Source organism: Dactylosporangium sp. NPDC006015 (genome assembly GCF_040614215.1).
GTDB lineage: Bacteria > Actinomycetota > Actinomycetes > Mycobacteriales > Micromonosporaceae > Dactylosporangium > Dactylosporangium maewongense.
Genome location: NZ_JBEXUD010000037.1, coordinates 1 through 26,479, shown reverse-complemented (window position 1 = coordinate 26,479; position 26,479 = coordinate 1). Strand labels below are relative to the sequence as shown.

The following is a 26,479-nucleotide window of genomic DNA, read 5'->3' as shown; positions in this document are numbered from 1 at the left end:
CGCGCGGCTTTTCCGTCCCCGGAATTGTCGTACCCCTGTTCGAAAATGGGGGCATGACAGCACTCGGCACGACCACCAGCACCGTCCTGTCCGCCACGGCACCGTTCGACCTCGCCTGCTCGCTGCGCGCCATGGAGTCCTTCGCCCCCTGCAGCGGCGACCAGCTCGTCACCGCCGGCCGCGCCCGCCGCGCGTTCCTGCACCCGTCCGACCCGACCCGCGCCGTCGTCGCCGAGGTCACCGCCCGCGACGACGGGCTCCCGGGCGTCGCGCTCACCGTGTTCAGCGACGGCGAGCTGAGACCCGGGGAGACCGAGGCGGTCGGCGACCGGGTCAGCGACTGGCTGAGCCTCCGCGACGACCGCGCCACGTTCCTGCGCATGGCCCGCGCCGACCCGGCCATGACCACGATCCTCGCCACCACTGAAGGCCTGCACCAGGTCCGTTTCGCCTCGTTCACCGAGGCCGCCGTCTTCTACACGCTCGTGCACCACTCCGCCCACTGGTTCGCCAAGGCGTACAAGCGCCGCCTCCTCACCGACCACGGCCCCCACGGCATCGTCGACGGCGTCCGCTATGCCGCGTTCCCGCCGATGTCCACGCTGGTGGCGCTCGGCGTCAAGGGCCTCACGCCCTATGCCAGCAACACGCTGAGCGCCCGCCGCGTCCACGCCGTGCTGACCGCCCTGAGCAGCCTCGACGAGCACCGGCTGCGCACCGCCCCGGCCGACGAGGTCTATGACACGCTGCTGTCCGTGCGCGGCATCGGTCCCTTCACCGCCCACGCCCTGCTCCTGCGCGCCCTCGGCCACCCCGACCGCGCTCCCCTCGAGATGCGCCAGCACCTCACCTCCGCCGAGTCGGTCTACGGCACCCCCGCTCCTTCCCCGGCCGAGCTCCGCGAGTGGTATGGCGCCACGATCGGCTGGTGGGCCTACACCGTCCGCACCGCCCTGGACTGGCTCGACCAGGACCGCCGCGCCGCAGCCCGCTCCGCCCGCTCCCCCGGCCGGGCGCCCCGCACGCCGTATCTCCTGCGCCAGACCAAGGGCGAGCTGAGCGCCTCCCTCACCGCGGCTGCGCGACCCGCACCACCGGCGCCCGCCCTGCACGCCGCCGCACCCCACGACGACCACCCAGCCGCCCACGCCTCCTGACCCGCCAGCGCCCGGCACCCTGCCTTTGTCCGGCCGGCCCGGACACTTCCCCCCACCGCTCATGCCGGTGGCCGGCACTCCGGTGCCCGGCCACCGGCGACGGCCGTCTGCGGGTGTTCCGGTCGTCCGCGCTCGCCTGGCTGTTCTCGCCTCACACCCACCATCACGGCGCTGGGTCATCACGCGTCCCGACTCCTAACGCGCCAACCTTCCCGACTTCCCGTCTGACTCCCGACGCCGCGCCTTCCCGCCTTCTTGAAGACGATCCGTCGCCTTGCCCAGCCACTTTGACTGCCGCGGCGCGATCGCGTTGTCGAGCTCTCAGATCGCTGCCCGCCTGCTCGATTTATCGGGTTCTCAGGTCGCCACCCCGCGCCCGCAAGCACCCGGGAGCCGAGCCCCCACCGGCACCATTCAGCCCCCCTCCCGCCGCAACTCCCCGACACACCCAACTCACGACCCGGCACCCGACGTCCACCGACCACCCGACCGGCCCCTCGGCCCTCGGAGCTGCCCCGGTTGCCGAATTCCTGGGGCATGCCCGCTTCGCCGGATTCTCAGATCGCTCCACCACTGCACGCCGACAAGCGGGGCCGAGTCACCCACCAGCACCGTCCAGCCGTCGTCAGTCACAGCCCGGCGGCCACCCAACCCACAGGCTCGCGCCCCGACGCCCCGGCCGTCCTGCCCGCGCTCCAGCCTCACGGGCCTGCCCTGGTTGCCTGACCGCTACGGACGACCGTTTTGCCGGGCTCTCAGCCTGCATCGCCTCGCGGGATCACAGCCACTATCGCGGTACTGCACGGACCTCGCACCTCGGGGTCCGACATGTCCCGACCTGCTGCCGGCGCTCGCCGCCCGGTTGGCGCCACACGATCGACGTCTCGGCCCGGGGTACCAGCCGGCAGGTCGTGCGCAGCGCCTCCGTTCCGCAGTTGGGTCGCAGAAGCAAGATCCGTCTCGGCCTCAGAACCGGCAGGCCCCATGCCGACAACGCGGCCCTCTCCACACCATCCACTTGATCAAAGGACAGCACCGGCCGCCATCACGACCAGAACCAGCCTTCGATCACCACACCGACCATGCCCGCACCACAGCCAGCACGAACAGCAACCGTCAGGCGCCCGGACCAACGCACCACGCGCGCGACGGACGCCGCGCCGACCGGCACCCCCACCCGCAACGCCGACCCCTCCACACCGGCCGCTTGATCGAAGGACAGCACCGGCCGCCCGCACGACCAGCCTCAGCCTTCGATCACCACGCCGGCCACGCCCCCGGCGGGGTGCACCACTCGGCGCCACTGCTGCCCACACCGCAGCCGGCACGACCAGCAAACCGTCAGGCACCGGACCAGAGCACCACGCGCGCGACAGGCGCCGCGCCGACCAGCCACCCCACCCGCAACACCGACCCCTCCACACCATCCACTTGATCCAAGGACAGCAGCGGCCGCCAGCACGACCAGAACCAGCCTTCGATCACCACACCGACCACGGCTACGCCGCAGCCGAGATGACCAGCAAACCGTCGGACCAATGCGCCACGCGCGCGACGGGCGCCGCGCCGACGGGCAGCCCATCCGCACGCCGGCCCATCCGCGTCATCCGCTTGATCGAAGGACGGCGCTGGCCGTCAGCACGGCCAGAACCAGGCTTCGATCACCGCGCTGGCAGGGGCCACGGCTGCGGGGGGCGGTGGGGGTGGTGGATGGAGGGGTGGGGCGTCAGGTTGTTGTCTCTAGCCAGCGCAGCAGGGTGCGGACGCCCCAGCCGGTGGCGCCCTTGGTGAGGTCGGCGTCGGGGGAGTCGGACCAGGCGGAGGAGGACATGTCGATGTGGGCCCACTGGTCGCGGAGGGGGCCGGTGAACTCGCGGAGGTAGAGCGCGGCCATCACGGAGCCGGCGCCAACGTCGGTGGAGTTGACGATGTCGGCGACGTCGCTGTCGAGGGCGTCGGCGTAGTCGTCGTGCAGGGGCATGCGCCAGACCGACTCGCCCGCGGTGTCGGCGGCGGCGGTGAGCTCCTTGGCGAGGGTGTCGTTGTAGCTGTAGAGGGCGGCGGTGCGCTTGCCGAGGGCGACGCCCTGCGCGCCGGTGAGGGTGGCCAGGTCGACGATCGTGTCGGGGCGCAGGCGCCGGACGGCGTAGGCCATGGCGTCGCCGAGGACGAGGCGGCCCTCGGCGTCGGTGTTGTGGATCTCGGAGGTGGTGCCGCCGTAATGGCGGATCACGTCGCCGGGGCGGAAGGAGTCGGCGCCGATCGCGTTCTCCGCGAGGGGGGCGAGGGCGGTGATGCGCACGGGGAGGCGCAGCGCCGCGGCGGCGAGGGTCGCGCCGATCACGGCCGCCGCGCCGCCCATGTCCTTGCGCATGAGCTTCATGCCGGACAGGGGCTTGATGCAGATGCCGCCGGTGTCGAACGTGATGCCCTTGCCGACCAGGACCACGTGCCGCCGGGCGCCGCGCGGGCGCCAGGACAGCTCGACCAGGCGCGGGCCGCGGGTGGAGCCGCCGCCGACGGCGAGGATCGCGTTGAACCCCTGCTCGGCGAGGGCCTTCGGGTCGCGGACGGTCACCGTCAGCCCGGGCACGCCGGCGGCGGCCTTCTCGACCCGCTTCGCGAACCAGGCGGGGGTCTTCTCGTCGCTGGGCATGTTGGTGAGGTCGCGGGCGAGGTGGGTCGACTCGGCGACCACCTTCGCGGCGGCGAGGCCCGCCTCGAGATCGGCCGACGGGGCGGCGGCGAGGTTGACCCGGCGCAGCGATGGGGGCTCGTCGGCGCCGAGGCGGAAGCGGTACGACGCGAGCCACAGCCCCTCCCCGAGGCCTCGCACCGCGGCCGGCGTGACGTCGTCGGGCAGGAGGAGGGTGAGCGTCGGCTCGTCGCCGGCGGACCTGGCGAGCTTCGCGCCCGCGGCCCGCCAGCCAGCCTCGTCGCCGGACCCGACGCCGACGAAGAAGAGCAGGTCGGGGCGGTGCCCGGCGCGCGGCAGCTTGTGCAGGGTGCCGGCCGACCCGGAGTGCTCGACATCCAGCAGGAACGCGGTGATGTCGTCCAGGTCGGCCGGGCCGAGCTTCAATCTCGCCAGCGACGCCCGCACGGCGGCCAGCCGTGTCGCCGCGGGGTCGTCGGAAGAATCGGCGGCCGGCACGACAGCGGCGACCGCACCGGAGACGTTGCGGGCCGTGGCGAACCGGATGTCCAGCAAGAGCTTGCCTCCACTCGAAACTCACATGTTTCCGCGCACGCCTCGGGGAGCGACCGCCTCAGGGCCACTCGGTTGCGCGGGGTCGTGCCGGATGAGCGAGAAGACCTCAGCCGGTGGCGGTCTTCAGTGCCTCGCTGAGCTCGTTGGCCTCATCCTTGGTCATCTCGACGACGAGCCGCCCACCACCTTCCAGCGGGACCCGCATGACGATGCCCCGGCCCTCCTTGGTGACCTCCAGCGGACCGTCGCCTGTCCGCGGCTTCATGGCCGCCATGTTGTCTCCCTTCGCTCCCTGATGTCCCAGACATCAGGTGGCACAGCCGTCCCCGCATGCCCGCGCGGTCACCCACCAGCGTCGGCCGGAACCTGCCTCCCCGGCCTTCGGACTCGTGATGAACGCGCCAACAGATGATTTTCCCTGATGATGGCCCCAAGACCCAAACTGGGACGCGAACCATGTGACAACTCCTGGCGGTGAACGCCGGTCAACTGTCACAATAAGCGGCCATGCAGGCCCGGTCCGCCCTCTTTGATCTCTATGGCGACCATCTCCGTCCCCGCGGTGGACGGGCCGCCATAGCGGCCCTCGTGCGCCTGCTCGCACCCCTCGGCATCGCGCCGCCCGCCGTCCGGACCGCGGTGTCACGGATGGTACGGCAGGGTTGGCTGCACCCTTTACGGTTGCCGACCGGCCCCGGCTACGGCATCACCCCGAAGGCGGCACGGCGGCTCGACGCGGCGGGTGCCCGCATCTACCGCACCCCCACGGGCGACGCCGGCTGGGACGGCCGCTTCGATCTCATCACGCTGGACCCGCCGCAGCACCGAGGCGCGCGGGCGAAACTCGTCGCCAACCTGGGATTTCTCGGTTACGGGGCGATCGACGCGTCCACCTGGATCGCACCGCGGCCCGGCGAGGGGGTCGACGCGCTGCTCGTCGAGGCCGGCGTCCGGTACGACCGGTTCAGCGCGGCGCACGTCGCCGGCGGCGAGCAGCTCGTGACGCGCGCCTGGGACCTGCGGGCGATCGGCGAGGCGTACGAGCAGTTCGTGACCGACCTGACGCCGCTGGTGTCGACGCTCGGCCCCGGCACCGACGACGAGCGCGCGTACGCGGCGAGATTCACGCTGGTGCACGCGTGGCGGGCGTTCCTGTTCCGCGACCCGCAGCTGCCGCCCGAGCTGCTGCCGCAGCAATGGCCGGGGACGGCGGCGGCGGCGTTCTTCGACCGGCACGCGGGTCGCCTGCGCCCCGCCGCCGACCGCTACGTTGACCAGTGTCTGCGAACGTAGAAGGAGTTCATCACATGAGTCTGCAGGTCGAGCGCAATGAAGCGGTCGCCGTCGTCACGTTCAACCGTCCCGAGGCGCTCAACGCGCTGGACACCGCCACCAAGGTGGCCCTGCGCGACACCCTCAAGGAGCTCGCCGAGGACACCGCGGTCAGGGCCGTCGTCCTCGCCGGCACCGGCCGGGCGTTCTGCGTCGGGCAGGATCTCCGCGAGCACGTGGCGCTCCTGGAGTCCGGCAGCGACGCGCCGTTGTCGACGGTCCGGGAGCACTACAACCCGATCGCCGAGCTGGTCCTGACCATGCCGAAGCCGGTCGTCGCGGCCGTCCGGGGCATGGCGGCGGGCGCCGGGGCGTCCCTGGCGCTGCTCGCCGACTTCCGGATCGGCGGGCCGGGCACCGGGTTCCTGATGGCGTTCGCCAACGTGGGCCTCGCCGGCGACACCGGCGTGTCGTGGACGCTGCCCCGGCTCGTCGGGCACGCGAAGGCGACCGAGCTGCTGCTGCTCGCCGAGCCGGTCGACGCCCCGGCCGCGGACCGTCTCGGCCTGCTGACCCGCCTGGTCGACGACGACGAGCAGGTGCTGCCGGTCGCCCTCGAGCTCGCGGCCCGCCTCGCCGCCGGCCCCACCGTCGCGTATGCGCAGATCAAGCGCCAGCTCGCCGCCGGCTCCTCCGGCACGCTGCGGGAGGCCCTGGAGGTCGAGGCGCAGGTCCAGGCGGTCTGCGGGCAGACGGCGGACCATAAGGCATCGACGGCCGCATTCGTGCAGAAGCAGAAGCCGGTCTTCGCCGGAGCCTGACCGCCGATTTACGTGGCTCGAACACGCGGGGCCTACCGTTGGCCGCATGGCCGATCGGAAAGCACTCGCGCACCTGCTGCGCCGCGCGACCTTCGGGCCGACCGCCGAGGAGGTCGACGCGGCGGAGCGGGCCGGCCCGTCCGTGACCCTCGACGCCCTGATCAGCCCCGCCGGGGACGACGCGGGCGCGGCCCGGACACCCGTGCCGAAGCTCCCCCCGGTGGTCAACGAGAAGACCGACCGGGCCGCGCAGATCCGCACCGTCGGGTACTGGTGGCTGGACCGGATGGTCCAGGCCGAGCACCAGCTGCACGAGAAGCTGACGTTCTTCTGGCACGGGCACTGGGCGACGTCGGCCGACAAGGTGAAGTACGGGCCGCTGATGCTCGGCCACCAGCAGACCCTCGCCCGCACCGCGCTCGGCGACTTCGGCACGATGGTCCGCGCGATGGTCCACGACCCGGCGCTGATCATCTGGCTGGACGGGCAGAGGAACACCGTCAAGGCGCCCAACGAGAATCTCGCCCGCGAGCTGATGGAGCTGTTCACGCTCGGCGTGGGTCACTACACCGAGCAGGACGTGCGGGAGGGCGCCAGGGCGCTGACCGGCTGGGTCGTGGACCCGAAGTCCGGCACCGCGAGCCTCAACCCGAAGCGGCACGACGCCAAGCCCAAGACCATCCTCGGCACGACCGCCGACTTCGACGCCGACGGTTTCGCCGCGCTGCTGCTGGGGCAGCCCGCGTGCCCGGAGTTCATCGCGCGGCGGTTGTGGCTGCGGTACTGCGGCGACAACCCGATCCCGGAGGCGGTGCTCGCCGAGGCGAAGCGGCAGTCCACGACGGCGGCGATGCTCCGCGTGCTGCTGCTCGCCGACGGCCACGCCGAGCTGGTCAAGCAGCCGGTGGAGTGGCTCGTCGGCGCGCTGCGCCAGCTCGGGCTGCGCCCCGGTGACATGCCGGAGCAGCAGCGCAAGCAGCTGCAGGGCGGCCTCAACCAGCTCGGCCAGGTCCCGCTGCGCCCGCCGAGCGTCGGCGGCTGGCCCGCCGGCGCCGCCTGGCTCACCACGTCGGCGACCCAGGCCCGGCTGAAGATGGCGCAGCTGCTGGCCGGCAAGGCCCCGCAGCCGGTCCTCGACCGGATCGGCGCGGCGCCGAAGGGCCAGCGGGCGGACGCCCTCGCCCGGCTGCTCGTCGTCGACGCGTTCACCGACCGGACCCGCGCCGCGCTCGACGCCGTCGCCGGCGACCCCCGCAAGCTCCTGGCCCTCGGTCTGGCGAGCCCCGAGTACGCGATTGCCTAGGTGGTTCTCATGGATACCGTCACCCGGCGCAAGTTCCTGATCACCAGCGGTGTCGTCGGCGCCTCCGCGCTCGCCACCGGTGGCGCGTGGACCCTGCGGGACATCTTCGACACCGCGACCTGGGACGACCGGCCCGGCGACGCGAAGACGCTCGTGCTGGTCACCCTGTACGGGGGAAACGACGGCCTCGCGAATGTCATCCCGTTCGCGGAGAAGGGCTACCGGGAGGCGCGCAACGAGCTCGCCTACACCGCCGAGGAGGTCATCCGCCTCAACGACACGGTCGGGCTGAACCCCGCCCTGACCGGGTTCAAGCAGATGTACGACGCGGGGAAGCTCGCCGTCGTCCGCGGGGTCGGCTACCCGAAACCCGACCACAGCCACTTCCGGTCCATGGACATCTGGCAGACCGCGCAGCCGGACCGGCCCGGCAACACCGGCTGGCTCGGCCGCTGGCTGGACACGTTCGGCGGCGACCCGCGGCACGCCGTGTCCTTCGAGCCCGTCCTGCCGCCGCTGCTCGCCGGGGCCAACAGCGCCGGCGCGGCCGTGCCGGTCACCGGTCTCGCCCTGCCCAACGGGGTGCGGGCCGAGACCCTGTCGCAGCTCGGCGCGGCCGCCGAGGGCGAGTCGCCGCTGCAGGCGCGGGCCGCCCGCGCGTTCGCCGACCTGGTCAGCGTCGACGCCCTCGTCCGCACCGCCGCCGACGGCGACCACGACGACACCGGCGAGGAGACCACAGGCACCGGCACCGGCGGCCGCTCCGACCTGAAGGCTCAGCTCGACCTCGTCGCCCGCTGCGTCGAGGCGAACGTCGCCACCCGGGTGTTCTCGGTCTCGCTGGGCGGCTTCGACCTGCACGCCGAGGAGCGGGACTCGCAGGAGAACCTGCTGCGCCGGCTCGACGAGGCGCTGACCGGCTTCGCCGCGCGGATGGCGAAGACCGAGGCGGGCCGCCGGGTCGTGGTGGCCGTCTACTCCGAGTTCGGCCGGCGGGTCGCCGCGAACGGCTCCGACGGTACCGACCATGGCACCGCCTCGAACATGTTCCTGCTCGGCAGCCCCGTGCGCGGCGGCCTGTACGGCGAGCAGCCCAGGCTGTCCGACCTGGACAACGGCGACCTGAAGTTCACGACCGACTTCCGCGCCGTGTACGCCTCGCTGCTGTCGAACGTCCTGGACGCCGATCCGCAGCGGATCCTGGGGTACTCGTCAGCGCTGCCCGGGCTGTTCTAGTCCTCTTCAGGATCCTGGTTGGCCTCGGCGCCGAGCACGAACGCCTGCATGGCGAGCTCGTCGCCGGCCGGCCAGACGAACGCGGGCAGCTCGGCCGGGCCGAGGTCGCGCACGTAGGTCCAGAACTCCCGTACCGCCTCGCCCGGCGACGCAGCCTCGATCGGCAGGTCGACGCTCACCAGCCAGGTCCGCTTCGCCTCGGGCCGCTTCGTCGCGCTCGTGACCTCCTGCGCGACCGCGACGAACGCCGCCTCGTCCAGGCGGTGCTCGCCCTGCTCCAGGCTCCCGCCGAACGGCACCGGCGCCGCGATCAGGTCCACGGTGTAGCGCAGGTGCCCCTCACCGTCGGCCCGGGCGACGCCGAACACCACGGGCGGCTCGACCGCCGCCACCAGCAGCGCCTCGTCCCCGGCGGGAAGCGTGGTCCCCGGCACGACCGGCGAGGCGTAGAGCCGCTCCTGCTCGTACCGCTCCCCGGAGACAACCACCGCCCACTTCGCCATGCCCCCATTCCACCATCCGGCCGTGATCGACAGCAGCCGGGCCGGCGGGGAGCCGGGCGGGACGGGCGCCGGCGGCGCGAATGGCGACTACCGCTCGTCGACGGTCCAGCCGGTCTGGTCGGCCCACTGCTCGGCGCGGTCGAGCATGTCGAAGATGAAGTCGGTCTTGGCGCGGGTGTAGCCCTCGCGGTCGTCGGCGAAGCGGACGGCGAGGCGGCGCTTCACCTGGGCATAGGCGTCGGTGGCCAGGTCGTGGTTGCGCAGGAAGTCGACGAAGAGCAGCTGGACCCGCTCGTGCGAGGAGCCGCGCGACGTGACGTGGACGTGTCGGGTGCGCGGCGGGGTGGCCGGGCGGTAGAACGACCAGGAGGCGGCCGGGTCGCGGTGGGCCAGGGCCATGCCGGTCGACTCGACCGCGGGGCGGTAGCCGTCGCGGTCGTGCTCGTCGGCGACGACGACCAGGATGTCGATGACGTTCTTCGCGGCGAGGCCCGGAACAGCCGTGGAGCCGATGTGCTCGATGCGGAGCGCCACCGGGCCGAGTGCGTCGGCCAGCTCGTCGCGGTAATAGGCGAACTTCGCGGGCCAGTTCGGGTCATATTCGACCAGTTCGAGTGGACCCCCGTAGTCGGCGGCGAACTCGGCGGTCATCAGTCCACACTCCAGTCACTCACCGGGCGGTCGTCAGTCCGGATCATGGTCGGTCGAGCTGCACAAAACAAGAGGCGAGATGATCGTCGACCATGCCGGTGGCCTGCATGAGGGCATAAGCCGTCGTCGGGCCGACGAACCTGAAACCGTGCCGCTTCAGGGCCTTGGCCAGCGCTTTGGACTCGACGGTCGAGGCCGGCACCTCGGCGAAGCTGGCGGGGCGGGCGGCTCGCGGCTCGGGTGCGAAGGACCACAACAGCGCGGCGATCCCGCCGGGGAGGTCGGCGGCGGCGCGGGCATTGGCGACGGCGGCCTCGATCTTCGCCCGGTTGCGCACGATGCCGGCGTCGCCGAGGAGCCGCTCGACGTCGGCCTCGCCGAACTCGGCGACCTTGGCGATGTCGAAGTCCGCGAACGCGGCACGGAACGCGGGCCGCTTGCGCAGGATCGTGATCCACGACAGGCCGGACTGGAAGGCCTCCAGGGTGAGCCGCTCGAAGAGCCCGTTGTCGTCGCGGACGGGCCGGCCCCACTCGGTGTCGTGATAGACCGCGTAGTCGGGCGTCGAGGCGCCCCACGCACACCTGGCGAGCCCGTCGTCGCCCACCACCACATCAACCACGCCCCGCAATGTACTGCAGGCCTACGACAGTTTCCCCGTCTCGACGAGCCGGGCGAAGCGTCGCAGGGCGCCGGTGAGGCTGACCTTGGAGCCGGGCCAGAGGACCGGCCAGGCCGCCTTCCCGGCGGCCCCGGCCGGCAGGTGGAACCACTCGTGCCAGACGACCTGGGTGCGGTTGCTGCCCAGCGGCGTGCAGCGCAGCACCCCGGGGCCGCGCAGCACCTTGCCGTGGTGCACGACGCGGACCTCGTACGGGGGATCGACCTTCACCACCCGCATGAGGTCGCGCAGCGCGGCCGGGCCGACGCGCGTGACGGCCTCGATCGAGCTGCCCTCGCCGCCGTCCCCGGACAGGACGCGGACCGTGGTGAACGGGATCCAGTCGCTCTGCCGGGGCCAGTCGATGAGCGCGGCGAAGACCCGCTCGGCGGGCGCCCGGACGATCACCGTCGCGGTCACCTCGCCGGTGCCGGGCCGGGCGACCTCGTCGTCGAAGGACGAATCGGTCACTTCACCACCGGGGAGGGCGCGCCCCAGGTGTGCGCGGCGCTGTCGTCGTCGGTGGCCCGCTTGTCCAGGTCGACGACGGCGGGCTCGGCCGCGGACTCCGACTCGGACTCGGACTCGGCCGAGGGCGAGCCGGACGGCGAGGACAGCACGACGTTGCCGCCGGCACCGGTGACCGCCGCCTCGCGGGCGTCGCGCAGCGCGTCGGCGTCCTCGGTGCGCCCGTCGCGCAGCGCCTTGACCTCGGCCTCGAGGACCTGGATCAGCTCCTCCTTGTAGCCGATGTCATAGCCGGCGCGGCGCAGCGCCGCGTCGACCTGCGCCATCCGGTACCCACGGAGGGTGGTGTCGAAGCGGACCTGCCCGACGTCGCCCTCGACCAGGGGGCGGGAGGACGGCAGGGGCACCGCGCGCCCGTCGGGCTCGTGACCTTCGATCCCCGGGTCGTCGCCGGTGATCAACAAGGACACGCCGAACCCGATGGCCCCGACGACCACGGCGGCGATCAACACCAGGAGGAACTCAGCCATAGGGGGAATCGTGGCACGCTGACTGAGCGCGGGCGACCCCGGCACACCCATCTGAAGGAAAGACGGAGGATCCATGATGTTTCGGCTGGGCGGCCGGCAGTTCACCGACAGTGACTACGCGGTGATGGCGATCGTGAACCGGACGCCGGACTCGTTCTTCGACAAGGGCGCGACGTTCGCCGAGGACGCGGCGCTGCGGGCGGTCGAGGCGGCGGTCGGCGAGGGCGCGGACATCATCGACATCGGCGGGGTGAAGGCCGGTCCGGGCAGCACCGTGGACGCGGCGGAGGAGCTGCGCCGGACGCTGCCAACGGTCGCGAAGGTCCGGGAGCGCTTCCCTGACGTGGTCATCTCCATCGACACGTGGCGGGCGGAGGTGGCCCGGGAGGTGATCGCGGCCGGCGCGGACCTGATCAACGACACGTGGGCGGGCGCCGACCCGGACCTCGCCGTCGTCGCCGCGGAGACCGGCGCGGGCCTGGTCTGCTCCCACGCCGGCGGGCTCACCCCGAGGACCCGCCCGCATCGGGTGGCGTTCGCGGATCCCGTCGAGGATGTCGTACGGACAGTCACGGCCCTCGCCGAGCGGGCGGTCGCCCTGGGGGTCCGCAGGGACGGCATCCTCATCGATCCGGCGCACGACTTCGGGAAAAACACACGGCACTCGCTCGCGATCACCAACCGGCTCGGCGAGATGACCGCGACCGGCTGGCCCGTGCTGGTGGCGCTGTCGAACAAGGACTTCATCGGCGAGACCCTCGACCTGCCGGTCGGCGAGCGCCTGGAGGGCACCCTGGCGGCCACGGCGGTGTCGGCGTGGCTGGGAGCGCGGGTCTTCCGGGCCCACCAGGTGCGGGCGACCCGCCGGGTCCTGGACACGGTGGCGGCGATCAGGGGCGACCGGCAGCCCGCGGTCGCCCGGCGCGGCCTGGCCTGAACCGGGCCCGGACCGGGCCTGGACCGGGCAAGGACCCGCGTCAGGTCCAGCGCAGGATGCGCTTGCGCCACGCGTAGAGGATCCCCAGGGCGAGGACCGCCACGAAGATCGCCATCTCGACGACCGCGGCGGTCCCGAACCCGGGCCGGTCGAAGATCACGGCCCAGGGGAAGAGGAACACGCTCTCCACCGCGAACAGCGCGTACAGGAACGCGTACACGTAGTACCGGATCTGTGCCTGCGCCCAGTCGCCGCCCACCGGGTCGAGCCCGCATTCGTAGGTGTCGAACTTCGCGGCGGTCGCCCCACTGTCCGCCGATCGGCGCGGTCCCAGCAGCCGAGCGGTCGTAAAGGCGGCCACAAAAACGCCGGCACCGACCAGAAGCAGGAGGCCGAGCGTCGCATAACTACCTAGATAGCCACTCACGCCACGCACCGTACTCGCACAACCACGAACTCCGACATGCCGAAACCAGAACTTGTCTAGATAATGGGCTTCCTTGCCGCACGGCAATCAAGCAGCAAGCGGACCGCCGCCAGGATACGAGGACGCCCCCATGGAAGCACCCGCGCGCCGCCGCGCCCGGCTTCGTGCTGCCTTCGTCGCGCTGAGCACCTCCTGCGCGTTGCTCTTCACGCTCACCCCGGCCGCGTACGCGGAGCCGGACCCGGAGGAGTCGACCACGGCGCCGACGGATCCGCCGGTCACCACGGAGCCGCCGACACCGCCGGCCTCGCCGACCGAGAAGCCGACGACACAGTCCCCGACGCCGCGCCCGACGACCAAGGCGCCGCCGCCACCGGCGCAGAAGGTGCGCAAGTTCACGGTGTCGGTGAGCGACGTGGTCCTCGGCGACGCGTACTGGCAGGGCAACGGCGCCTCGAAGCTGGTCGTCTCGGTCCAGAACCTCGGCGAGACCCCGGAGACCATCACCGGCTTCTACACCTTCCCCAGCGGGACCCGCGCCACCGGCGGCTACGGCATCGACGGCTGCCGGACCAGCAACGGCACCCTGAGCTTCTCCTGCCCGCTCGCGCCGGGGAAGATCGGCCGGGTCGTGGTCGACGTCGACGTCGCGCCGGACGCTTGGCGGCTGTCCGGGTCCGGCAACGTGACGGCCGTGATGGAGAACTTCCCGGAGAAAGTGCGGAACTTCTCAATCACGTTCAGCACGAAGCCCCCAGTGCCCGGCATCGAGTTGACAGCCGACCCCTTGACCCTCCCGTCGCAGGCGACGCCGCGCACCGAAACCGCCACGCTCCAGGTCAAGCTGCGCAATACCGGCTCGGCGAAGGCTGTCGGCGCGGTCGAGGTGGTCACCCCGCCCGGGGTCGACGTGGTGTCGTTCCCGAGCGTCTGCCGGGCACAGCGGAAGCTGTCGCCCGAGCGGTCACGCTGTGAGCTGGGCGACGTCGCCGCGGGCAAGGAGGTGCCGGCCGGTTTCGTGCTGTCGATCAGCGCCTCCGCCCGGGCCGAGGTGCCGCTGACGGGCGCGGTGCACGGCTACCTGGCGCCGATCGGCCTGGATCCGGTCGAGACCCGCACCGACTACAAGATCACCGGTCCGCCGCTCGCCGGCGAGGTGGAGCTCCCCACCGACGCCCCGGCGTCGCCGGTGGCCGTGACCGGCAGCCAGCTGTCCAGCCTGCCGTTCATCGGCGGGATCATCGGGCTGGTCGCGCTGGTGGGGTTCCTGGTCGTGTTCTCGCTGCGGCGACGCCTGCGGGACGAGTCCGCGACCCCCGATGAGCCCGGCATGCGAGACGATTCCGGTCCACGGGACGATGCGTCCCAGAGATTGGTACCAGAGCCGCGAAGAAGTGACGAAGATCTACCGCCGCTGCCCCAGCGCACGCCGATGCCCAGGTCATTGACGCTGCCGAGGCTGCCGAAGGGCCCCGTCGCGGGCTCCAGCTTCCGGCAGCCGGAGGAGTAAGCGCAGAATAGTGGTGTTTGCGCGGTTCGACGTCAGCCGCACAAATCCGGGATCCGACGCACAGCGGCACCTGCGAAGGCGGCAGGCGCGGACCTTCGACGTACCCTCTGAGTGACAGAAGGATCGGGCCGGCTCGACGATGTCGTCGCACCACCGCATCCCCGCTCCGCCGGCTTAAACAGGAGGTCAGCTCACGTGACCAAGCAGGTCCGCCAGCTGGATCGAGTGGTCATCAGGTTCGCTGGCGACTCCGGCGACGGCATGCAGCTCACCGGTGACCGTTTCACGTCGGAAACCGCGCAGCTCGGCAACGACATCTCGACCTTGCCTAACTTCCCCGCGGAGATCCGCGCGCCCGCCGGCACCCTGCCGGGCGTGTCGAGCTTCCAGGTCCACTTCGCCGACTTCGACATCCTGACGCCGGGCGACGCACCCAACGTCCTGGTGGCGATGAACCCGGCGGCGCTGAAGGCCAACCTCGCCGACCTGCCCAAGGGCGCCTCGATCATCGTCAACACCGACGAGTTCACGAAGCGCAACCTGGCGAAGGTCGGCTACGCCAGCAACCCGCTCGAGGACGGCTCGCTCGAGGGCTGGGCCGTCGCGCCGGTCGGCCTCACGTCGATGACCGTGAAGGCGCTGGAGTCGCACGGCGTGTCCAAGAAGGACGCCGAGCGGGCCAAGAACATGTTCGCCCTCGGCCTGCTGTCGTGGATGTACTCCCGCCCGCACGAGTCGACGCTGCGCTTCCTGGAGCGCAAGTTCGCCGCCCGGCCGGAGCTCGTCGCCGCCAACATCGCCGCCTTCAACGCGGGGTGGAACTTCGGCGAGACGACCGAGGCGTTCGCGGTCCGCTACGAGGTCAAGCCCGCCAAGATGACCGCGGGCAACTACCGCAACATCACCGGCAACGCCGCGCTCGCTCTCGGTGTCGTCGCGGCAGGTGTACGGGCGGAGCTGCCCGTCTTCCTGGGCGCGTACCCGATCACGCCCGCGTCGGACATCCTGCACGAGCTGAGCAAGCACAAGAAGTTCGGCGTGACGACGGTGCAGGCCGAGGACGAGATCGCCGCGATCGGCGTGGCCCTCGGCGCGTCCTACGGCGGCGCGCTGGGCGTGACGACCACGTCGGGCCCGGGTGTCGCCCTCAAGGGCGAGACCATCTCCCTCGCGGTGGCCCTGGAGCTGCCGCTGCTCATCATCGACGTGCAGCGGGCCGGCCCGTCCACCGGCCTGCCGACCAAGACCGAGCAGGCTGACCTCAACATGGCGCTGTTCGGCCGGCACGGCGAGGCCCCGGTGGCGGTCATCGCGCCGCGCTCCCCCGCCGACTGCTTCAACGCCGCGATCGAGGCGGCCCGGATCGCACTGACCTACCGCACCCCGGTGATCCTGCTCTCCGACGGGTACATCGCCAACGGCTCCGAGCCGTGGCGGCTGCCGGAGGTCGCGGACCTGCCGGACCTGCGGACCGAGTTCGCGACCGAGCCCAACAGCGAGGACGGCACGACGTTCCTGCCGTACCTGCGCGACCCGGTGACCCTCGCCCGCCCGTGGGCGGTCCCCGGCACGCCCGGCCTGGAGCACCGCATCGGCGGCCTGGAGAAGGCCGACAAGACCGGCGACATCTCCTACGACCCGGCCAACCACGACTTCATGGTGCGCACCCGCGCCGCCCGGATCGAGGGCATCGAGGTGCCCGACGTCGAGGTCGAGGACCCCGACGGCACCGCCCGCGTGCTGGTGCTCGGCTGGGGCTCCACCTACGGCCCGATCGGCGCCGCCGCGCGGGCCCTGCGCCAGCGCGGGCTGCCGATCGCGCAGGCGCACCTGCGGCACCTGTCGCCGATGCCGAAGAACCTCGGCGCGGTGCTCGCGGCCTACGACAAGGTCGTCATCCCCGAGATGAACCTCGGCCAGCTGGCCGGCGTCATCCGTTCGAAGTTCCTGATCGACGCGATCGCGTACAACCAGGTCCGCGGCCTGCCCTTCACCGCCGCGGAGCTGGAGTCCGTGCTGGAGGAAGTGGTCAAGAATGCCTGAGGCACTCAAGCTGACGACGAAGGACTTCAAGTCCGACCAGGAGGTGCGCTGGTGCCCCGGCTGCGGGGACTACGCGATCCTGGCCGCGGTCCAGTCGTTCATGCCGGAGCTCGGCATCCCGCGCGAGCGGATCGTGTTCGTCTCCGGCATCGGCTGCTCGTCGCGCTTCCCGTACTACATGAACACCTACGGCATGCACTCGATCCACGGCCGCGCGCCGGCGATCGCCAGCGGCCTGTCGGTGTCCCGCCCCGACCTGTCGGTGTGGGTGGTGACCGGCGACGGTGACGCGCTGTCGATCGGCGGCAACCACTTGATCCACGCGCTGCGCCGCAACGTCAACCTGAAGATCCTGCTGTTCAACAACAAAATCTACGGCCTGACGAAGGGTCAGTACTCGCCCACGTCGGAGATCGGCAAGATCACGAAGTCGACGCCGGCGGGCTCGGCGGACTCGCCGTTCAACCCGATCTCCCTGGCCCTGGGCGCGGAGGCGAGCTTCGTCGCCCGCACCATCGACTCCGACCGCAAGCACCTGCAGTCGGTGCTGCGGGCCGCGGCCGATCACCGCGGGTCGGCGTTCGTGGAGATCTACCAGAACTGCAACATCTTCAACGACGGCGCGTTCGACGCGTTGAAGGAGCCCGCCACCCGGGACGACTTCACGATCCGCCTGGAGCACGGCCAGCCGATCACGTTCGGCAAGGACGGCGAGTGGGCGGTGACGCACCCGCCGGGCGGCTTCGGCCTGTCCGTGGTGCCGACGGCGTCGGCGGCGCCGGAGGAGATCGTCGTGCACGACGAGTCCGTCGCCGAACCCGCCTACGCGTTCGCGCTGTCCCGGCTGCCGGGCCTCGACCTGCGCAACACCCCGATCGGGGTGTTCCGCAATGTGGAGCGGCCCGCCTACGACGACCTGGTCCGCGACCAGCTCACCACGGCGAAGGCCAAGGCGAAGGGCACCCCCGAGGAGGAGCTCGGCGCCCTGCTCAACAGCGGCGACACGTGGACGATCCTGTAGACGATCCTGTAGACGATCCTGCAGGCAACCTGTACAGCAGCCGATGCGTCTGAAGAGGTAGCGCACCGACACGTCGGTGAGCCCTCCCTGAGGTGGGGTGGCAGTGCAACGGGGTAATCCCCCGGCGGGCTGTCACCCCATCTGGCTGTCCGGCTCCGGCTATTCGGCGGCGGAGAAGCGGATCGAGCCGGCCACCAGGTCCGGGTGCTCGATCGTCAGGGCCAGGGCCACCGACTCCTCCAGGCTCAGCGCGCCACCGGCGGCGTAGGCCTCGTCGAAGTCCGCGTCGCCCATCGCGGTGCGCAGCGCGGCCTGCTGCTCCGTCCAGTACGCGCCGAACCCGCCGGCGGAGCAGCGCAGCCGCACCATGGCCGCCTGGGCGGCGCCGAAGAGCCGCGCCGCGGTGCCGGTCTCGCCGGCGAGGGAGCAGCGCACCGCGATCGCCATCAGCGCCTCGCACACCCGCAGGTGGAAGCCGAAGCTCATCCGCGACCGCAGCGCCACGATCAGGTGGTCGTGCGCCGCGACCAGGTCGCCGCGGGACAGCGCGACCATGCCGAGCAGCATGTCGACGGTGCGCCGGCCGCGCTCCGTCGGGCGGGAGTTCTCCAGCGTGCGGGCGGACGCCAGCAGGTCGGCGGCCTCGTCGAGCGCGCCGCGGCGCCACAGCAGCTGCGCGAGGGCGTAGACGGCGAAGAGCGTCTCACCCGCGACGCCCTGCTCCTCGGCGAGGGCGATCACCTCCCGGCAGCCGCGCTCGGCCTCGTCGAAGCGGCCCATGTCCAGCAGCGGCGCGCCCCGCCCGGCGAGCACCCGCGCGAGCAGCCCGGGGTCGCCGGCCCGGCGCGCCGCGGCCTCGGCCCGCTGCGAGAAGCGCAGCTCCTCGACCGTCTCACCGTCGGCGCCCGCGTGCAGGGAGTGCATGTGGTAGGCCGCCGCGAGCTCCGCGTCGGGGACGGGCTCACCGGTCGCGCTGATCCGCTCGTACAGGCGGAACAGCCACATGCGACCCTCACGGACCAGGCCGCGCTCCCGCCACCACTGGTCGAGCGCACCGGCGACGGCGAGGCCCTGCCGGGCGCTGCCGCGGGTCACGGTCCAGTGCAGGGCCGCCCGCAGCTCGTCGGCGAGCGGGTCGAGGGTGTAGAGCGACAGCGTGACGGGCCGCCCCTCGGCGTCGACGTGGGCGTCGTGCGCGGCCTGGAGGCACCAGGCGACGTGCCGCTCCCGGGCCGGCTCCTCCTCGCCGGCCTCGACGAGGCGCCGGGCGGCGTAGGCGCGGATCGGGTCGAGCATGCGGTAGGTCGCGTTCGTCGCGCCGGCCTCCGCCTGCAGCAGCGACTTGTCGACGAGGGTCGCGAGCGGGTCGAGGGGGTCGCCGTCGTGCAGCCACTCGATCGCGGGCAGGTCGACGGGGCTGGCGAAGACCGACAGCCGGCGCAGCAGCCGGGCGGCGCGGTCGTCGAGCGTCCGGTACGACCAGTCCACGGCGGCCTGCATCGTGCGGTGCCGGTTGCCGGGGACGTCGGTGTCGGACGAGGCGCCGCGGCCGGCGTCCAGGGTGCCGAGGACGTCGTCGATGCGGGCCGCGAGCTGCGCGGCGGACAGCAGCCGCAGCCGCGCCGCGGCGAGCTCCAGCGCGAGCGGCAGCCCTTCCAGGGCCTCGGCGACCCGGGTGAGCTGGGCGATGTCGCCGGGCTCGGCGGGCCGGCCGCCCCGCGCGGCGGAGGCCCGGTCGACCAGCAGCGCGACGGCGTCGCTGAACCCGCCGCCGCTGGCCGCCTCGACCGACAGCGGCGGGATCCGCCAGACGACCTCGCCGGCGAGGCCGAGCGGCTCGCGGCTGGTCGCCAGGACGGTCACCTCCGGTCCGGTGGACAGCAGCCGCGACACGAGCCGGCGGGCCGCGGGCAGCTGCGCGTCGGACGTGTCGAGCAGGAACAGCATCCGCCGGTCGCGGACGTGGTCGGCGAGGGTCTGGATGACGGGCCGGCCCGGCTCGGGGCGCAGCCCGGCGGCGGCCGCGACGGCGACGTCGACGAGGTCGCTGGTCGCGACGGCGCTGAGGTCGGCGAACCAGACCCCGTCGCGGAACTGCTCGACGAGCTCACCGGCGGCCTCGACGGCGAGGCGGGTCTTGCCGGCGCCGCCGGCGCCGACCACGGTGACGAGGCGGTGGGCGCCGACGAGGTCGCGCACGGCGGCGCGTTCGGCGGCGCGGCCGATGAACCGGGTCGTCTGCACCGGCAGGTTGTGGGCGGGCGCGTCGATGGTGCGCGGCCGGGGGAACTGGCGGTCCAGGCCCGGGGCGACCAGCTGGAAGATCCGCTCGCAGCCGTCGAAGCCGCGCAGCCGGTGCAGGCCCAGGTCGAGCAGGTAGGCGTCGTCGCCGAGGGCGCCGTCGAGCCCGCCGACGCGGCCGGCGGTGGCCGCGGAGCACAGGACCTGCCCGCCGTGGGCGGCGGCGGCGACGCGGGCCGCGCGGTGCACCTCCGGCGACGTGTACTCCCCGCCGTAGGGCTCGGCGAACCCGGTGTGCAGGCCCATGCGGACCCTCGGCCGGGCGTCGGACCCGTCGGGCGCGGCCGGCCAGTCGTGGGCGGCGAGCTCGCGCTGCGCCTCGATGCAGGCGGTGAGCGCGGCGGCGGCGTCGGCGAACGCGACGAAGAGCGAGTCACCCTCGGTGAAGAGTTCAACACCGTCCGCTTTTGACAGTGCGCGACGGATCACCTGCCGGTGCTCCTGGAGCACCGGCCGGTATCCCGTGCCGAGCATCTGGGCAAGTCGAGTCGAGCCCTCGATGTCGGTGAACAGGAATGTCACCAGCCCGCTGGGCAGATGCGTCCGCGCCGACACGTGAAACCCCCGCCTCCCTTTTCAGGCGTGACCCATGTTTCCCCACCCCTGGGTCGCACGCATCGTAGAAACGGTCCCCAACCAGTCGTCCTCAAGGTCGGACAGACGTTGGTCTGCACTCTTCCAAGCAGGTCAGCAAGCATACGGGGGTGAAGCTCGAGTGGGTTTCGCGTGACGTAACGACAACCTGACCGGCCGAGTTGTGGCACGCTAGGCCACAACATCAAAGCCGTCCGGCGGTTATTGCGAAACCGGCCCGTAACAATGCATCAACAACCGCACGAGCCGCCGCAACATCCGCCACCGGAAGGACGCTGCGAGATGCCCGCGGCGTTGACACCATTGACGGCGACTGTCGACAGCAGCTTCACCGTGTCGTCGTGGCCCGCCGGACATGCGGCGTTCGCATTGGCTTCAGCCATCGGCCGCTGGACTTCGAACGTGTCGCCGCAGGCCCTGCACCGGTACTCGTAACGAGGCATCCCCACAGGTTAGGCGACGGTGACACGTGCGCGGCAAGTACGGAATACTCGACGGGTGGCACAGAACCGCGGTCCCCGGCCCGACGAGCACAAACCCACCACAGTGGACACACTCTCGGTGACCGCGATCCGCTCACCCGCGCCGGATGAGGACCCCGTCCCGGGGAATCCTCCGTCGAAACACGGTAAAAGAGCGGCGAAAAACGACAAATCCACCACCGACAATGCCTCGGCAGCATCACCGAGCGTGCCGTCGCAGCGCCACGTCCCGAAGCACGCCGCGAAGGAGCCCGGCGACCCGGCGACCACGACACCGGCACCCGCGACCACCGGGAAGCCGGACGCGCCCGCCGACGTCCTGCAGAGCCGGCCGGCCCGCTTCGAGGGGCTGCGGGTGTGGCTGCGCCAGCCCGGCGGCCGGGTGCTCGTCGTCGGCCTCGCGCTCGCCCTGGTGCTCGGCGCCGCCTACGCGTCCGGCAAGTACCTCGTCCCGGCCGTGTCCGAGCAGCGGGCCGGCAGCTCCGCCCCGCCGCCGCCGACCGCGACCCCGGGCGGGATCGAGACCGGCGACGCGCCCGTGCCGCAGACGCCGCCGACGACGTTCAGCCCGCCCGCCGGCACGAAGGAGCGCCCGTCGGACGTCCTGGCCGCGTGGGCCGGCCCGCGCGCGGTGAAGCTCAACATCCCGCCGGTGTCGCTGCAGGCGTACGGGTACGCGGAGCTGATCACCGCCCGCACCACCCCGGGCTGCAAGCTGACCTGGACCACCCTCGCCGGCATCGCGAAGATCGAGTCGGACCACGGCCGGACGGGCGGCGCGCTGGTGCAGGACGACGGCAAGTCCGTGCCGGCGATCATCGGCCCGCCGCTGGACGGGCAGAGCAACCGGCAGGCGATCAAGGACACCGACGGCGGCGCGATCGACACCGACAAGACCTGGGACCGGGCGGTCGGGCCGATGCAGTTCCTGCCGAGCACCTGGAAGCAGTACGGGATCGACGCCGACGCCGACGGGGTGACCGACGTCAACGACATCGACGACGCGGCCCTGACCGCGGCCGCGTACCTGTGCTCCGGCGGCCGCGACCTGTCCACGGTGGAGGGCTGGAACGCCGCCATCCACTCGTACAACATCCCCGAGGAGTACCGCACGGCGGTCTTCAACGCGACGAACGACTACGGCCGCCGGGACCGCACGGCGTAGATTCGCGTACATGAAAGGCCACGCTCTGCGGCGCGGTACTTCCGCTGAGCCACAAAGGTAGGCAAGCTTGACTCCGTGATGGTGCGCGAGTGGGACCCGGGGACCGCGACCGCGGCTGAGATCGAGGCGGTGCTGCGGGCGCTCAACGAGATCGTGGCGTTCGACGTGCCCGAGGATCCGCCGTGGCGTGACGTCAAGTTCCGGGAGTATCTCGCGGTCACGATGCCGGGCGAGCGGCGCACGTCGTGGCTGGCCGTCGACGAGTCCGGTGACGTGCTCGGCCACGCGAGCCTGCTCGCGCTGGAGGAGATCGGCGTGCTGGAGCTGTCGGTGCGCCCCGCGGCCCGCCGCGGGCACGTCGACACGGCGCTGCTCGCCGCGGTGGCCCGCCGGGCCGCCGAGGAGGGCTTCGAGTCCGTCGGCGTCGAGGTGATCGGCGGCACCCCGAGCGTCAAGTTCTTCGAGTCGTTCGGCTTCGAGTGCGCGTTCATCGAGCAGCGCAACCTGCTGGACCTGGGCGGGGTCGACTGGCTGCGGCTGGGCGAGATGGCGGCCGGCATCGGCGCGGGCTACCGGGTCGAGTACCACCCGGGCGGCCCGCCGGAGCAGCACTACGCGGCCTACGCGGCGGCGAAGGAGGCGGCGCGGGCGTCCGTCGTGGCGGACCTGGAGCTGCGGCCCAGCTCCTACGACGCGGAGCGGCTGCGGGCCAGCCTGGCGACGCTGCACGCGCGCGGCCTCAAGCCGTACATCGTCCTCGCGGTGCACGAGGCGTCCGACACGATCGCGGGGCTCACCGAGGTCGTCGTCCCGGCGCAGCGGCCGACCCGTGCCGACCAGTACGACACCATCGAGGTGCCGACGCACCGCGGCTACGGCATCAGCCGGGCGATCAAGGCGCGGATGCTCTTCGAGCTGCGGGCCGCCGAGCCGCACCTGCTGGACGTGCAGACGTGGAACGCGACGGAGAACGAGCCGCTGCTGAAGGTCAACGCCGAGCTGGGCTTCAAGCCGGACCGCGAGTGGCGCGAGTACGACGCCGACGTCATCGACCTGCTCCGCCGGCTGAAGTAGACGAATCGGCCAGGTGCCCAGCCGGCCCGGCCAGTGTGAACCCGCTCGGGTCCCCCGCCCCGGCCACGCTGACCCTCGCCACCAAGCGGAAAGGGCCCCGGGCGCATGCCCGGGGCCCCTTCGTGGAGCGGGTTCGTTACGGCAGGGTCCACTTCTGGTTCGCCGGCACCGGCGAGACGCAGGTCCACAGGTGCACGACGGTGCTGTCCGCGGAGTTGTTGCCGGACACGTCGAGGCACTTGCCGGACTGCGGGTTGCGCAGCGTGCCGTCGGCGTTCGGCGCCCAGTTCTGCGCCGCCGAGCCGTTGCACGTCCACAGCTGGATCTTCGTGCCGTCGGCGCTGCCGCCACCGGACACGTCGAGGCACTTGCCGAGGGCCCGCAGGGTCTGGCCGTTGCGGGTCCAGGTCTGCGCGCCGGAGCCGTTGCAGGTGTACAGCTGGATCTGCGTACCGTCCGCGGTGCCGCTGCTGCGGACGTCGAGGCACTTGCCGGCCAGGCCCTTGATCGGCCCGACCCCGGTCGGCGGCGTCGATCCCTTCACGAACGTGATGTCATCGACGTCGAAGAGGCCGGTGCCCGTGCCGGTGAACGTGAGGAAGATGTTCGCGTTGCCCGACGGGACGCCGGTCAGCGTGGTGGTGACGTTGGCGTAGGTGTCCCAGCTGCCGGTGTTCGGCACGTTGACGGTGCCGAGGACCGTGCCGGTCTGCGAGCCGTTGCGGATCTGGATCTGGCCGCCGGGCCCGCCGGACACGACCCGCGCCCGGAAGGACGTGGCGCCGCCGACGTTCACGTTGTTGTAGCCGGCCCAGTCGCCCGGGTCGATGTAGCCGAGGGTCTGGCCGTTGTTGGCGCCGGCCTTGGTGAAGGCCTGCGCGCCGTTGACCGAGCTGAAGGACTCGGCCTGCACGGTCACGTCCGTCGACGGGTTCCCACCGAGGTCCTTGATCCGGACGTTGCGGAACGAGGCCGTGTCGCCGCTGCCGTGGTTCTGGATGCCGATGTACCCGTCGAGGTTGCGGGCCGGGTCGGTGTTGGTGAAGTCGTTGATCAGGCTGCCGTTGAGGTACACCCGGATCCGCTGACCCTCGACGAGCAGCTCGTAGGTGTTCCACTCACCGGCCGGGTTGAGCGCCGCGTCGCGGGCCGCGATGTCCGCGGACTTGAACGTGTAGATGGCGCCCGTGGTGCGGTCAGCGGCGTCGGTCGCGTCGATCTGGATCTCGTACCCCTGGTTGACGGCGACCCACGGGTCGGTGCCCGGGTTCGGGAAGCCGACGAAGATGCCGGAGTTGCTGTCGCCGGTGAGCCGCCAGTCCGCCTTCAGCGAGTACGACGTGTACTGCTTCGCGCTGTACCAGAACAGGCCCATGCCGCCGGTGGAGGTCAGCGTCGCGTCGCTGTTGGTGAAGCTGCCGGGGCCGGCCTGCGACCAGCCGGTCGTGGCGCCGTTGTAGATCGCGGTGTAGCCGCTCTCGGGACGGCAGTCCGCCTTGGCGCGCTTGGCGGCGTACCGGATGCCACCGAGGAGCTCGTTGCGGAAGTTGCCGTCGGAGTACGACTCCTGCGTGTGCCCGAAGCCGGTGTAGAACGACCGGCCGCTGTCGATCGTCTTGCACCAGGTGATCGGGTGGTCGGCGCCCATCGACCCACCGGAGTAGGACGACTCGTCCAGCGTCGCCAGGACGCGGGCGCTGCTGCGCGGGTTGGTCTGGTAGTTGTACAGCTCGTCGGTGCGGGTCCAGGTCTGCGGCAGGTGCGCCGTGGCCGGGTGGGCCCGGTTCTCGGTCTTCGAGTTGACCTGCTGGATCGCCGGGTGCGAGGCGAACCACGCGCCGACGAGGTTGCCGTAGAACGGCCAGCTGTACTCGGTGTCGGCGGCCGCGTGGACACCGACGTATCCGCCGCCGCCGCGCACGTACGACTCGAACGCCGTCTGCTGGGCGTCGTTGAGCACGTCACCGGTGGTGTTGAGGAAGACGACCGCCTCGTACTGCGCGAGGTTGGCGGTCGTGAAGCGGGTCGCGTCCTCGGTGGCGGTCACGGTGAAGTTGTTGGCCGCGCCCAGCTGCTGGATCGCGGTGATGCCCGCCGGGATCGCGTCGTGGCGGAAGCCGGCGGTCTTGGAGAACACGAGCACGTCGTAGGGCGCGTCGGCGGCGACGGCCGGGCTGGCGGTGTACAGCGAGCATGCGGCGAGGGCGATGGCGGCGCCCGCTCCGGCGAGGATTCTGCGCACTGAATCTCCTTAGCAGGGAGGGAGGCGCCCGTGTGGCGGCACGGGCGCCCGATCACCTCGTTAGGGCAGGGTCCACTTCTGGTTGGCGGGTGCCGGACTGACGCAGGTCCACAGGTGCACGACGGTGCTGTCCGCGGAGTTGTTGCCGGACACGTCGAGGCACTTGCCGGACTGCGGGTTGCGCAGCGTGCCGTCGGCGTTCGGCGCCCAGTTCTGCGCCGCCGAGCCGTTGCACGTCCACAACTGGATCTTCGTGCCGTCGGCGCTGCCGCCACCGGACACGTCCAGGCACTTGCCGAGCGACTGGAGCGTCTGACCGGAGCGGGTCCAGGTCTGCGCGTTGGTGCCGTTGCAGGTGTACAGCTGGATCTGCGTACCGTCGGCCGTGGCTGCGCTGCGCACGTCGAGGCACTTGCCGGCGAGCCCCTTGACCGGGCCGATGCCGCTGCTGCTGGTCGTGAAGGTGAAGCTGTCCACGTCGAACAGTGCGGCGGTGCCGGTGCCGGCGAACGTCACGAACAGCGACGTGGTGCCGGCCGGCGCGCCGGAGATCGGCGCGGTCACCGTCGTGAACGTCTCCCACGAGCCCGTCACCGGGATCGTCGCGGAGCCGATGATCGGGCCCGTCGCCGAGCCCGTGCGGAACTGCACGGTGCCGCCGGTGCCGCCGGACGACGCCCGGACGGCGACACTCGTGGCATTGTTCAGCTTGTACGGGTCGAACTGGATCCAGTCGCCGTTGTTGATGTCGCCGACGGTCTTGCCGCCCTCGGCGGTCGTCTTGGTGAACGTGTTGATGCCCGACGACGTCTTGAAGTGCTCCGCCTGCCGCTTGCGCGGCTGGAGGATGTTCTGCGCGTGGACGGTCAG

Annotated in this window: 25 protein-coding genes; 11 read left to right on the top strand and 14 right to left on the bottom strand. The window is 71.9% G+C overall.

What is annotated here, in order from left to right; translation table 11 throughout:
• Positions 1-53 precede the first annotated feature (53 nt).
• On the top strand, positions 54-1,157 hold the full coding sequence (locus ABZ321_RS42540; RefSeq protein WP_344512124.1) for a hypothetical protein: 1,104 nt from the start codon (positions 54-56) through the stop codon (positions 1,155-1,157).
• A gap of 1,045 nt (positions 1,158-2,202) precedes the next feature.
• On the opposite strand, the gene ABZ321_RS42535 is transcribed toward ABZ321_RS42540, so the two are convergent.
• The 4 genes from ABZ321_RS42535 to ABZ321_RS42520 form a co-directional block, all read right to left on the bottom strand.
• Positions 2,203-2,382: a hypothetical protein gene (locus ABZ321_RS42535; RefSeq protein WP_344512123.1), complete on the bottom strand. Its 180-nt coding sequence runs from the start codon at positions 2,380-2,382 to the stop codon at positions 2,203-2,205.
• Between the two features lie 116 nt (positions 2,383-2,498).
• Entirely contained in the window at positions 2,499-2,654 is a 156-nt protein-coding gene (locus ABZ321_RS42530) for a hypothetical protein (protein WP_354901424.1), read from the bottom strand.
• A gap of 229 nt (positions 2,655-2,883) precedes the next feature.
• Positions 2,884-4,368, bottom strand: coding sequence for a leucyl aminopeptidase family protein (locus ABZ321_RS42525; protein ID WP_354901422.1), 1,485 nt, complete (start codon positions 4,366-4,368; stop codon positions 2,884-2,886).
• A gap of 106 nt (positions 4,369-4,474) precedes the next feature.
• Complete coding sequence (locus ABZ321_RS42520) at positions 4,475-4,642, bottom strand: DUF3117 domain-containing protein (RefSeq protein WP_081971220.1); 168 nt, start codon at positions 4,640-4,642, stop codon at positions 4,475-4,477.
• Between the two features lie 233 nt (positions 4,643-4,875).
• Here ABZ321_RS42520 and ABZ321_RS42515 point away from each other — a divergent pair, with 233 nt between their 5' ends.
• The 4 genes from ABZ321_RS42515 to ABZ321_RS42500 are packed head-to-tail and all read left to right on the top strand — an operon-like array spanning position 4,876 to position 9,000.
• Complete coding sequence (locus ABZ321_RS42515) at positions 4,876-5,661, top strand: PaaX family transcriptional regulator C-terminal domain-containing protein (RefSeq protein WP_354901420.1); 786 nt, start codon at positions 4,876-4,878, stop codon at positions 5,659-5,661.
• A gap of 14 nt (positions 5,662-5,675) precedes the next feature.
• Positions 5,676-6,461 carry an enoyl-CoA hydratase-related protein gene (locus ABZ321_RS42510; protein ID WP_344512117.1) on the top strand — a complete coding sequence of 262 codons (786 nt, stop codon included), beginning with the start codon at positions 5,676-5,678 and terminating at the stop codon, positions 6,459-6,461.
• A gap of 46 nt (positions 6,462-6,507) precedes the next feature.
• The gene (locus ABZ321_RS42505) at positions 6,508-7,764 is read left to right on the top strand and encodes a DUF1800 domain-containing protein (protein ID WP_354901418.1); all 1,257 of its coding nucleotides are present in this window, start codon (positions 6,508-6,510) and stop codon (positions 7,762-7,764) included.
• Positions 7,765-7,773: 9 nt separating this feature from the next.
• Positions 7,774-9,000 carry a DUF1501 domain-containing protein gene (locus ABZ321_RS42500; RefSeq protein ID WP_354901416.1) on the top strand — a complete coding sequence of 409 codons (1,227 nt, stop codon included), beginning with the start codon at positions 7,774-7,776 and terminating at the stop codon, positions 8,998-9,000.
• Here the strand turns inward: ABZ321_RS42500 and ABZ321_RS42495 are convergent.
• From ABZ321_RS42495 to ABZ321_RS42475, 5 genes are all read right to left on the bottom strand, one after another.
• Positions 8,997-9,503, bottom strand: coding sequence for a hypothetical protein (locus ABZ321_RS42495; RefSeq protein WP_354901414.1), 507 nt, complete (start codon positions 9,501-9,503; stop codon positions 8,997-8,999). The genes ABZ321_RS42500 and ABZ321_RS42495 overlap by 4 nt on opposite strands.
• Before the next feature lie 87 nt (positions 9,504-9,590).
• Positions 9,591-10,154 carry a GrpB family protein gene (locus tag ABZ321_RS42490; RefSeq protein WP_344512110.1) on the bottom strand — a complete coding sequence of 188 codons (564 nt, stop codon included), beginning with the start codon at positions 10,152-10,154 and terminating at the stop codon, positions 9,591-9,593.
• A 43-nt stretch (positions 10,155-10,197) separates the two neighbouring features.
• On the bottom strand, positions 10,198-10,776 hold the full coding sequence (locus ABZ321_RS42485) for a DNA-3-methyladenine glycosylase I (RefSeq protein WP_354901412.1): 579 nt from the start codon (positions 10,774-10,776) through the stop codon (positions 10,198-10,200).
• A gap of 21 nt (positions 10,777-10,797) precedes the next feature.
• Positions 10,798-11,286 carry an SRPBCC family protein gene (locus ABZ321_RS42480; RefSeq protein WP_354901410.1) on the bottom strand — a complete coding sequence of 163 codons (489 nt, stop codon included), beginning with the start codon at positions 11,284-11,286 and terminating at the stop codon, positions 10,798-10,800.
• Positions 11,283-11,813, bottom strand: a complete 531-nt coding sequence (locus tag ABZ321_RS42475) for a DivIVA domain-containing protein (protein WP_344512104.1) — start codon at positions 11,811-11,813, stop codon at positions 11,283-11,285. Before ABZ321_RS42475 ends, ABZ321_RS42480 begins: the two co-directional genes overlap by 4 nt.
• Before the next feature lie 73 nt (positions 11,814-11,886).
• Here ABZ321_RS42475 and folP point away from each other — a divergent pair, with 73 nt between their 5' ends.
• Positions 11,887-12,750, top strand: a complete 864-nt coding sequence (gene folP, locus ABZ321_RS42470) for a dihydropteroate synthase (RefSeq protein WP_344512102.1) — start codon at positions 11,887-11,889, stop codon at positions 12,748-12,750.
• A gap of 40 nt (positions 12,751-12,790) precedes the next feature.
• On the opposite strand, the gene ABZ321_RS42465 is transcribed toward folP, so the two are convergent.
• Positions 12,791-13,177: an NADH-quinone oxidoreductase subunit A gene (locus ABZ321_RS42465; RefSeq protein WP_344512101.1), complete on the bottom strand. Its 387-nt coding sequence runs from the start codon at positions 13,175-13,177 to the stop codon at positions 12,791-12,793.
• Between the two features lie 130 nt (positions 13,178-13,307).
• Here ABZ321_RS42465 and ABZ321_RS42460 point away from each other — a divergent pair, with 130 nt between their 5' ends.
• The 3 genes from ABZ321_RS42460 to ABZ321_RS42450 all read left to right on the top strand — a co-directional run bounded on the left by ABZ321_RS42460 (position 13,308) and on the right by ABZ321_RS42450 (position 17,751).
• Entirely contained in the window at positions 13,308-14,687 is a 1,380-nt protein-coding gene (locus ABZ321_RS42460) for a hypothetical protein (RefSeq protein ID WP_354901408.1), read from the top strand.
• 195 nt (positions 14,688-14,882) lie between these two features.
• Positions 14,883-16,730, top strand: a complete 1,848-nt coding sequence (locus ABZ321_RS42455; protein ID WP_354901406.1) for a 2-oxoacid:acceptor oxidoreductase subunit alpha — start codon at positions 14,883-14,885, stop codon at positions 16,728-16,730.
• A complete protein-coding gene (locus ABZ321_RS42450) occupies positions 16,723-17,751 on the top strand; it encodes a 2-oxoacid:ferredoxin oxidoreductase subunit beta (protein ID WP_344512097.1) in 1,029 nt (342 codons plus the stop codon). The genes ABZ321_RS42455 and ABZ321_RS42450 overlap by 8 nt, the downstream gene beginning before the upstream one ends.
• Before the next feature lie 159 nt (positions 17,752-17,910).
• On the opposite strand, the gene ABZ321_RS42445 is transcribed toward ABZ321_RS42450, so the two are convergent.
• Both ABZ321_RS42445 and ABZ321_RS42440 read right to left on the bottom strand, forming a co-directional pair.
• Positions 17,911-20,607 carry an adenylate/guanylate cyclase domain-containing protein gene (locus ABZ321_RS42445; RefSeq protein WP_354901404.1) on the bottom strand — a complete coding sequence of 899 codons (2,697 nt, stop codon included), beginning with the start codon at positions 20,605-20,607 and terminating at the stop codon, positions 17,911-17,913.
• Positions 20,608-20,876: 269 nt separating this feature from the next.
• Positions 20,877-21,089 (bottom strand): zinc ribbon domain-containing protein, encoded by a 213-nt coding sequence (locus ABZ321_RS42440; RefSeq protein WP_344512094.1) that lies wholly within the window; start codon positions 21,087-21,089, stop codon positions 20,877-20,879.
• Positions 21,090-21,336: 247 nt separating this feature from the next.
• On the opposite strand from ABZ321_RS42440, the gene ABZ321_RS42435 reads away from it, so the two are divergent.
• The gene (locus tag ABZ321_RS42435) at positions 21,337-22,293 is read left to right on the top strand and encodes a lytic murein transglycosylase (protein WP_354901402.1); all 957 of its coding nucleotides are present in this window, start codon (positions 21,337-21,339) and stop codon (positions 22,291-22,293) included.
• Between the two features lie 78 nt (positions 22,294-22,371).
• Positions 22,372-23,367, top strand: coding sequence for a GNAT family N-acetyltransferase (locus ABZ321_RS42430; RefSeq protein ID WP_354901506.1), 996 nt, complete (start codon positions 22,372-22,374; stop codon positions 23,365-23,367).
• A gap of 136 nt (positions 23,368-23,503) precedes the next feature.
• Here the strand turns inward: ABZ321_RS42430 and ABZ321_RS42425 are convergent, their stop codons facing one another.
• Complete coding sequence (locus tag ABZ321_RS42425) at positions 23,504-25,609, bottom strand: ThuA domain-containing protein (protein ID WP_344512090.1); 2,106 nt, start codon at positions 25,607-25,609, stop codon at positions 23,504-23,506.
• Positions 25,610-25,669: 60 nt separating this feature from the next.
• Positions 25,670-26,479, bottom strand: an 810-nt coding sequence (locus ABZ321_RS42420; RefSeq protein ID WP_354901400.1) for a carbohydrate-binding protein, incomplete at its 5' end; no start/stop codon positions are given.

What these genes read in the sequence shown, in the direction of transcription:
- ABZ321_RS42540 (WP_344512124.1), top strand. Translation starts at nt 54, where the DNA reads ATGACAGCACTCGGCACGACCACCAGCACCGTCCTGTCCGCCACGGCA.
- ABZ321_RS42520 (WP_081971220.1), bottom strand. Translation starts at nt 4,642, where the DNA reads ATGGCGGCCATGAAGCCGCGGACAGGCGACGGTCCGCTGGAGGTCACC.
- ABZ321_RS42515 (WP_354901420.1), top strand. Translation starts at nt 4,876, where the DNA reads ATGCAGGCCCGGTCCGCCCTCTTTGATCTCTATGGCGACCATCTCCGT.
- ABZ321_RS42510 (WP_344512117.1), top strand. Translation starts at nt 5,676, where the DNA reads ATGAGTCTGCAGGTCGAGCGCAATGAAGCGGTCGCCGTCGTCACGTTC.
- ABZ321_RS42505 (WP_354901418.1), top strand. Translation starts at nt 6,508, where the DNA reads ATGGCCGATCGGAAAGCACTCGCGCACCTGCTGCGCCGCGCGACCTTC.
- ABZ321_RS42500 (WP_354901416.1), top strand. Translation starts at nt 7,774, where the DNA reads ATGGATACCGTCACCCGGCGCAAGTTCCTGATCACCAGCGGTGTCGTC.
- ABZ321_RS42495 (WP_354901414.1), bottom strand. Translation starts at nt 9,503, where the DNA reads ATGGCGAAGTGGGCGGTGGTTGTCTCCGGGGAGCGGTACGAGCAGGAG.
- ABZ321_RS42490 (WP_344512110.1), bottom strand. Translation starts at nt 10,154, where the DNA reads ATGACCGCCGAGTTCGCCGCCGACTACGGGGGTCCACTCGAACTGGTC.
- ABZ321_RS42475 (WP_344512104.1), bottom strand. Translation starts at nt 11,813, where the DNA reads ATGGCTGAGTTCCTCCTGGTGTTGATCGCCGCCGTGGTCGTCGGGGCC.
- folP (WP_344512102.1), top strand. Translation starts at nt 11,887, where the DNA reads ATGATGTTTCGGCTGGGCGGCCGGCAGTTCACCGACAGTGACTACGCG.
- ABZ321_RS42460 (WP_354901408.1), top strand. Translation starts at nt 13,308, where the DNA reads ATGGAAGCACCCGCGCGCCGCCGCGCCCGGCTTCGTGCTGCCTTCGTC.
- ABZ321_RS42450 (WP_344512097.1), top strand. Translation starts at nt 16,723, where the DNA reads ATGCCTGAGGCACTCAAGCTGACGACGAAGGACTTCAAGTCCGACCAG.
- ABZ321_RS42440 (WP_344512094.1), bottom strand. Translation starts at nt 21,089, where the DNA reads ATGCCTCGTTACGAGTACCGGTGCAGGGCCTGCGGCGACACGTTCGAA.
- ABZ321_RS42430 (WP_354901506.1), top strand. Translation starts at nt 22,372, where the DNA reads ATGGTGCGCGAGTGGGACCCGGGGACCGCGACCGCGGCTGAGATCGAG.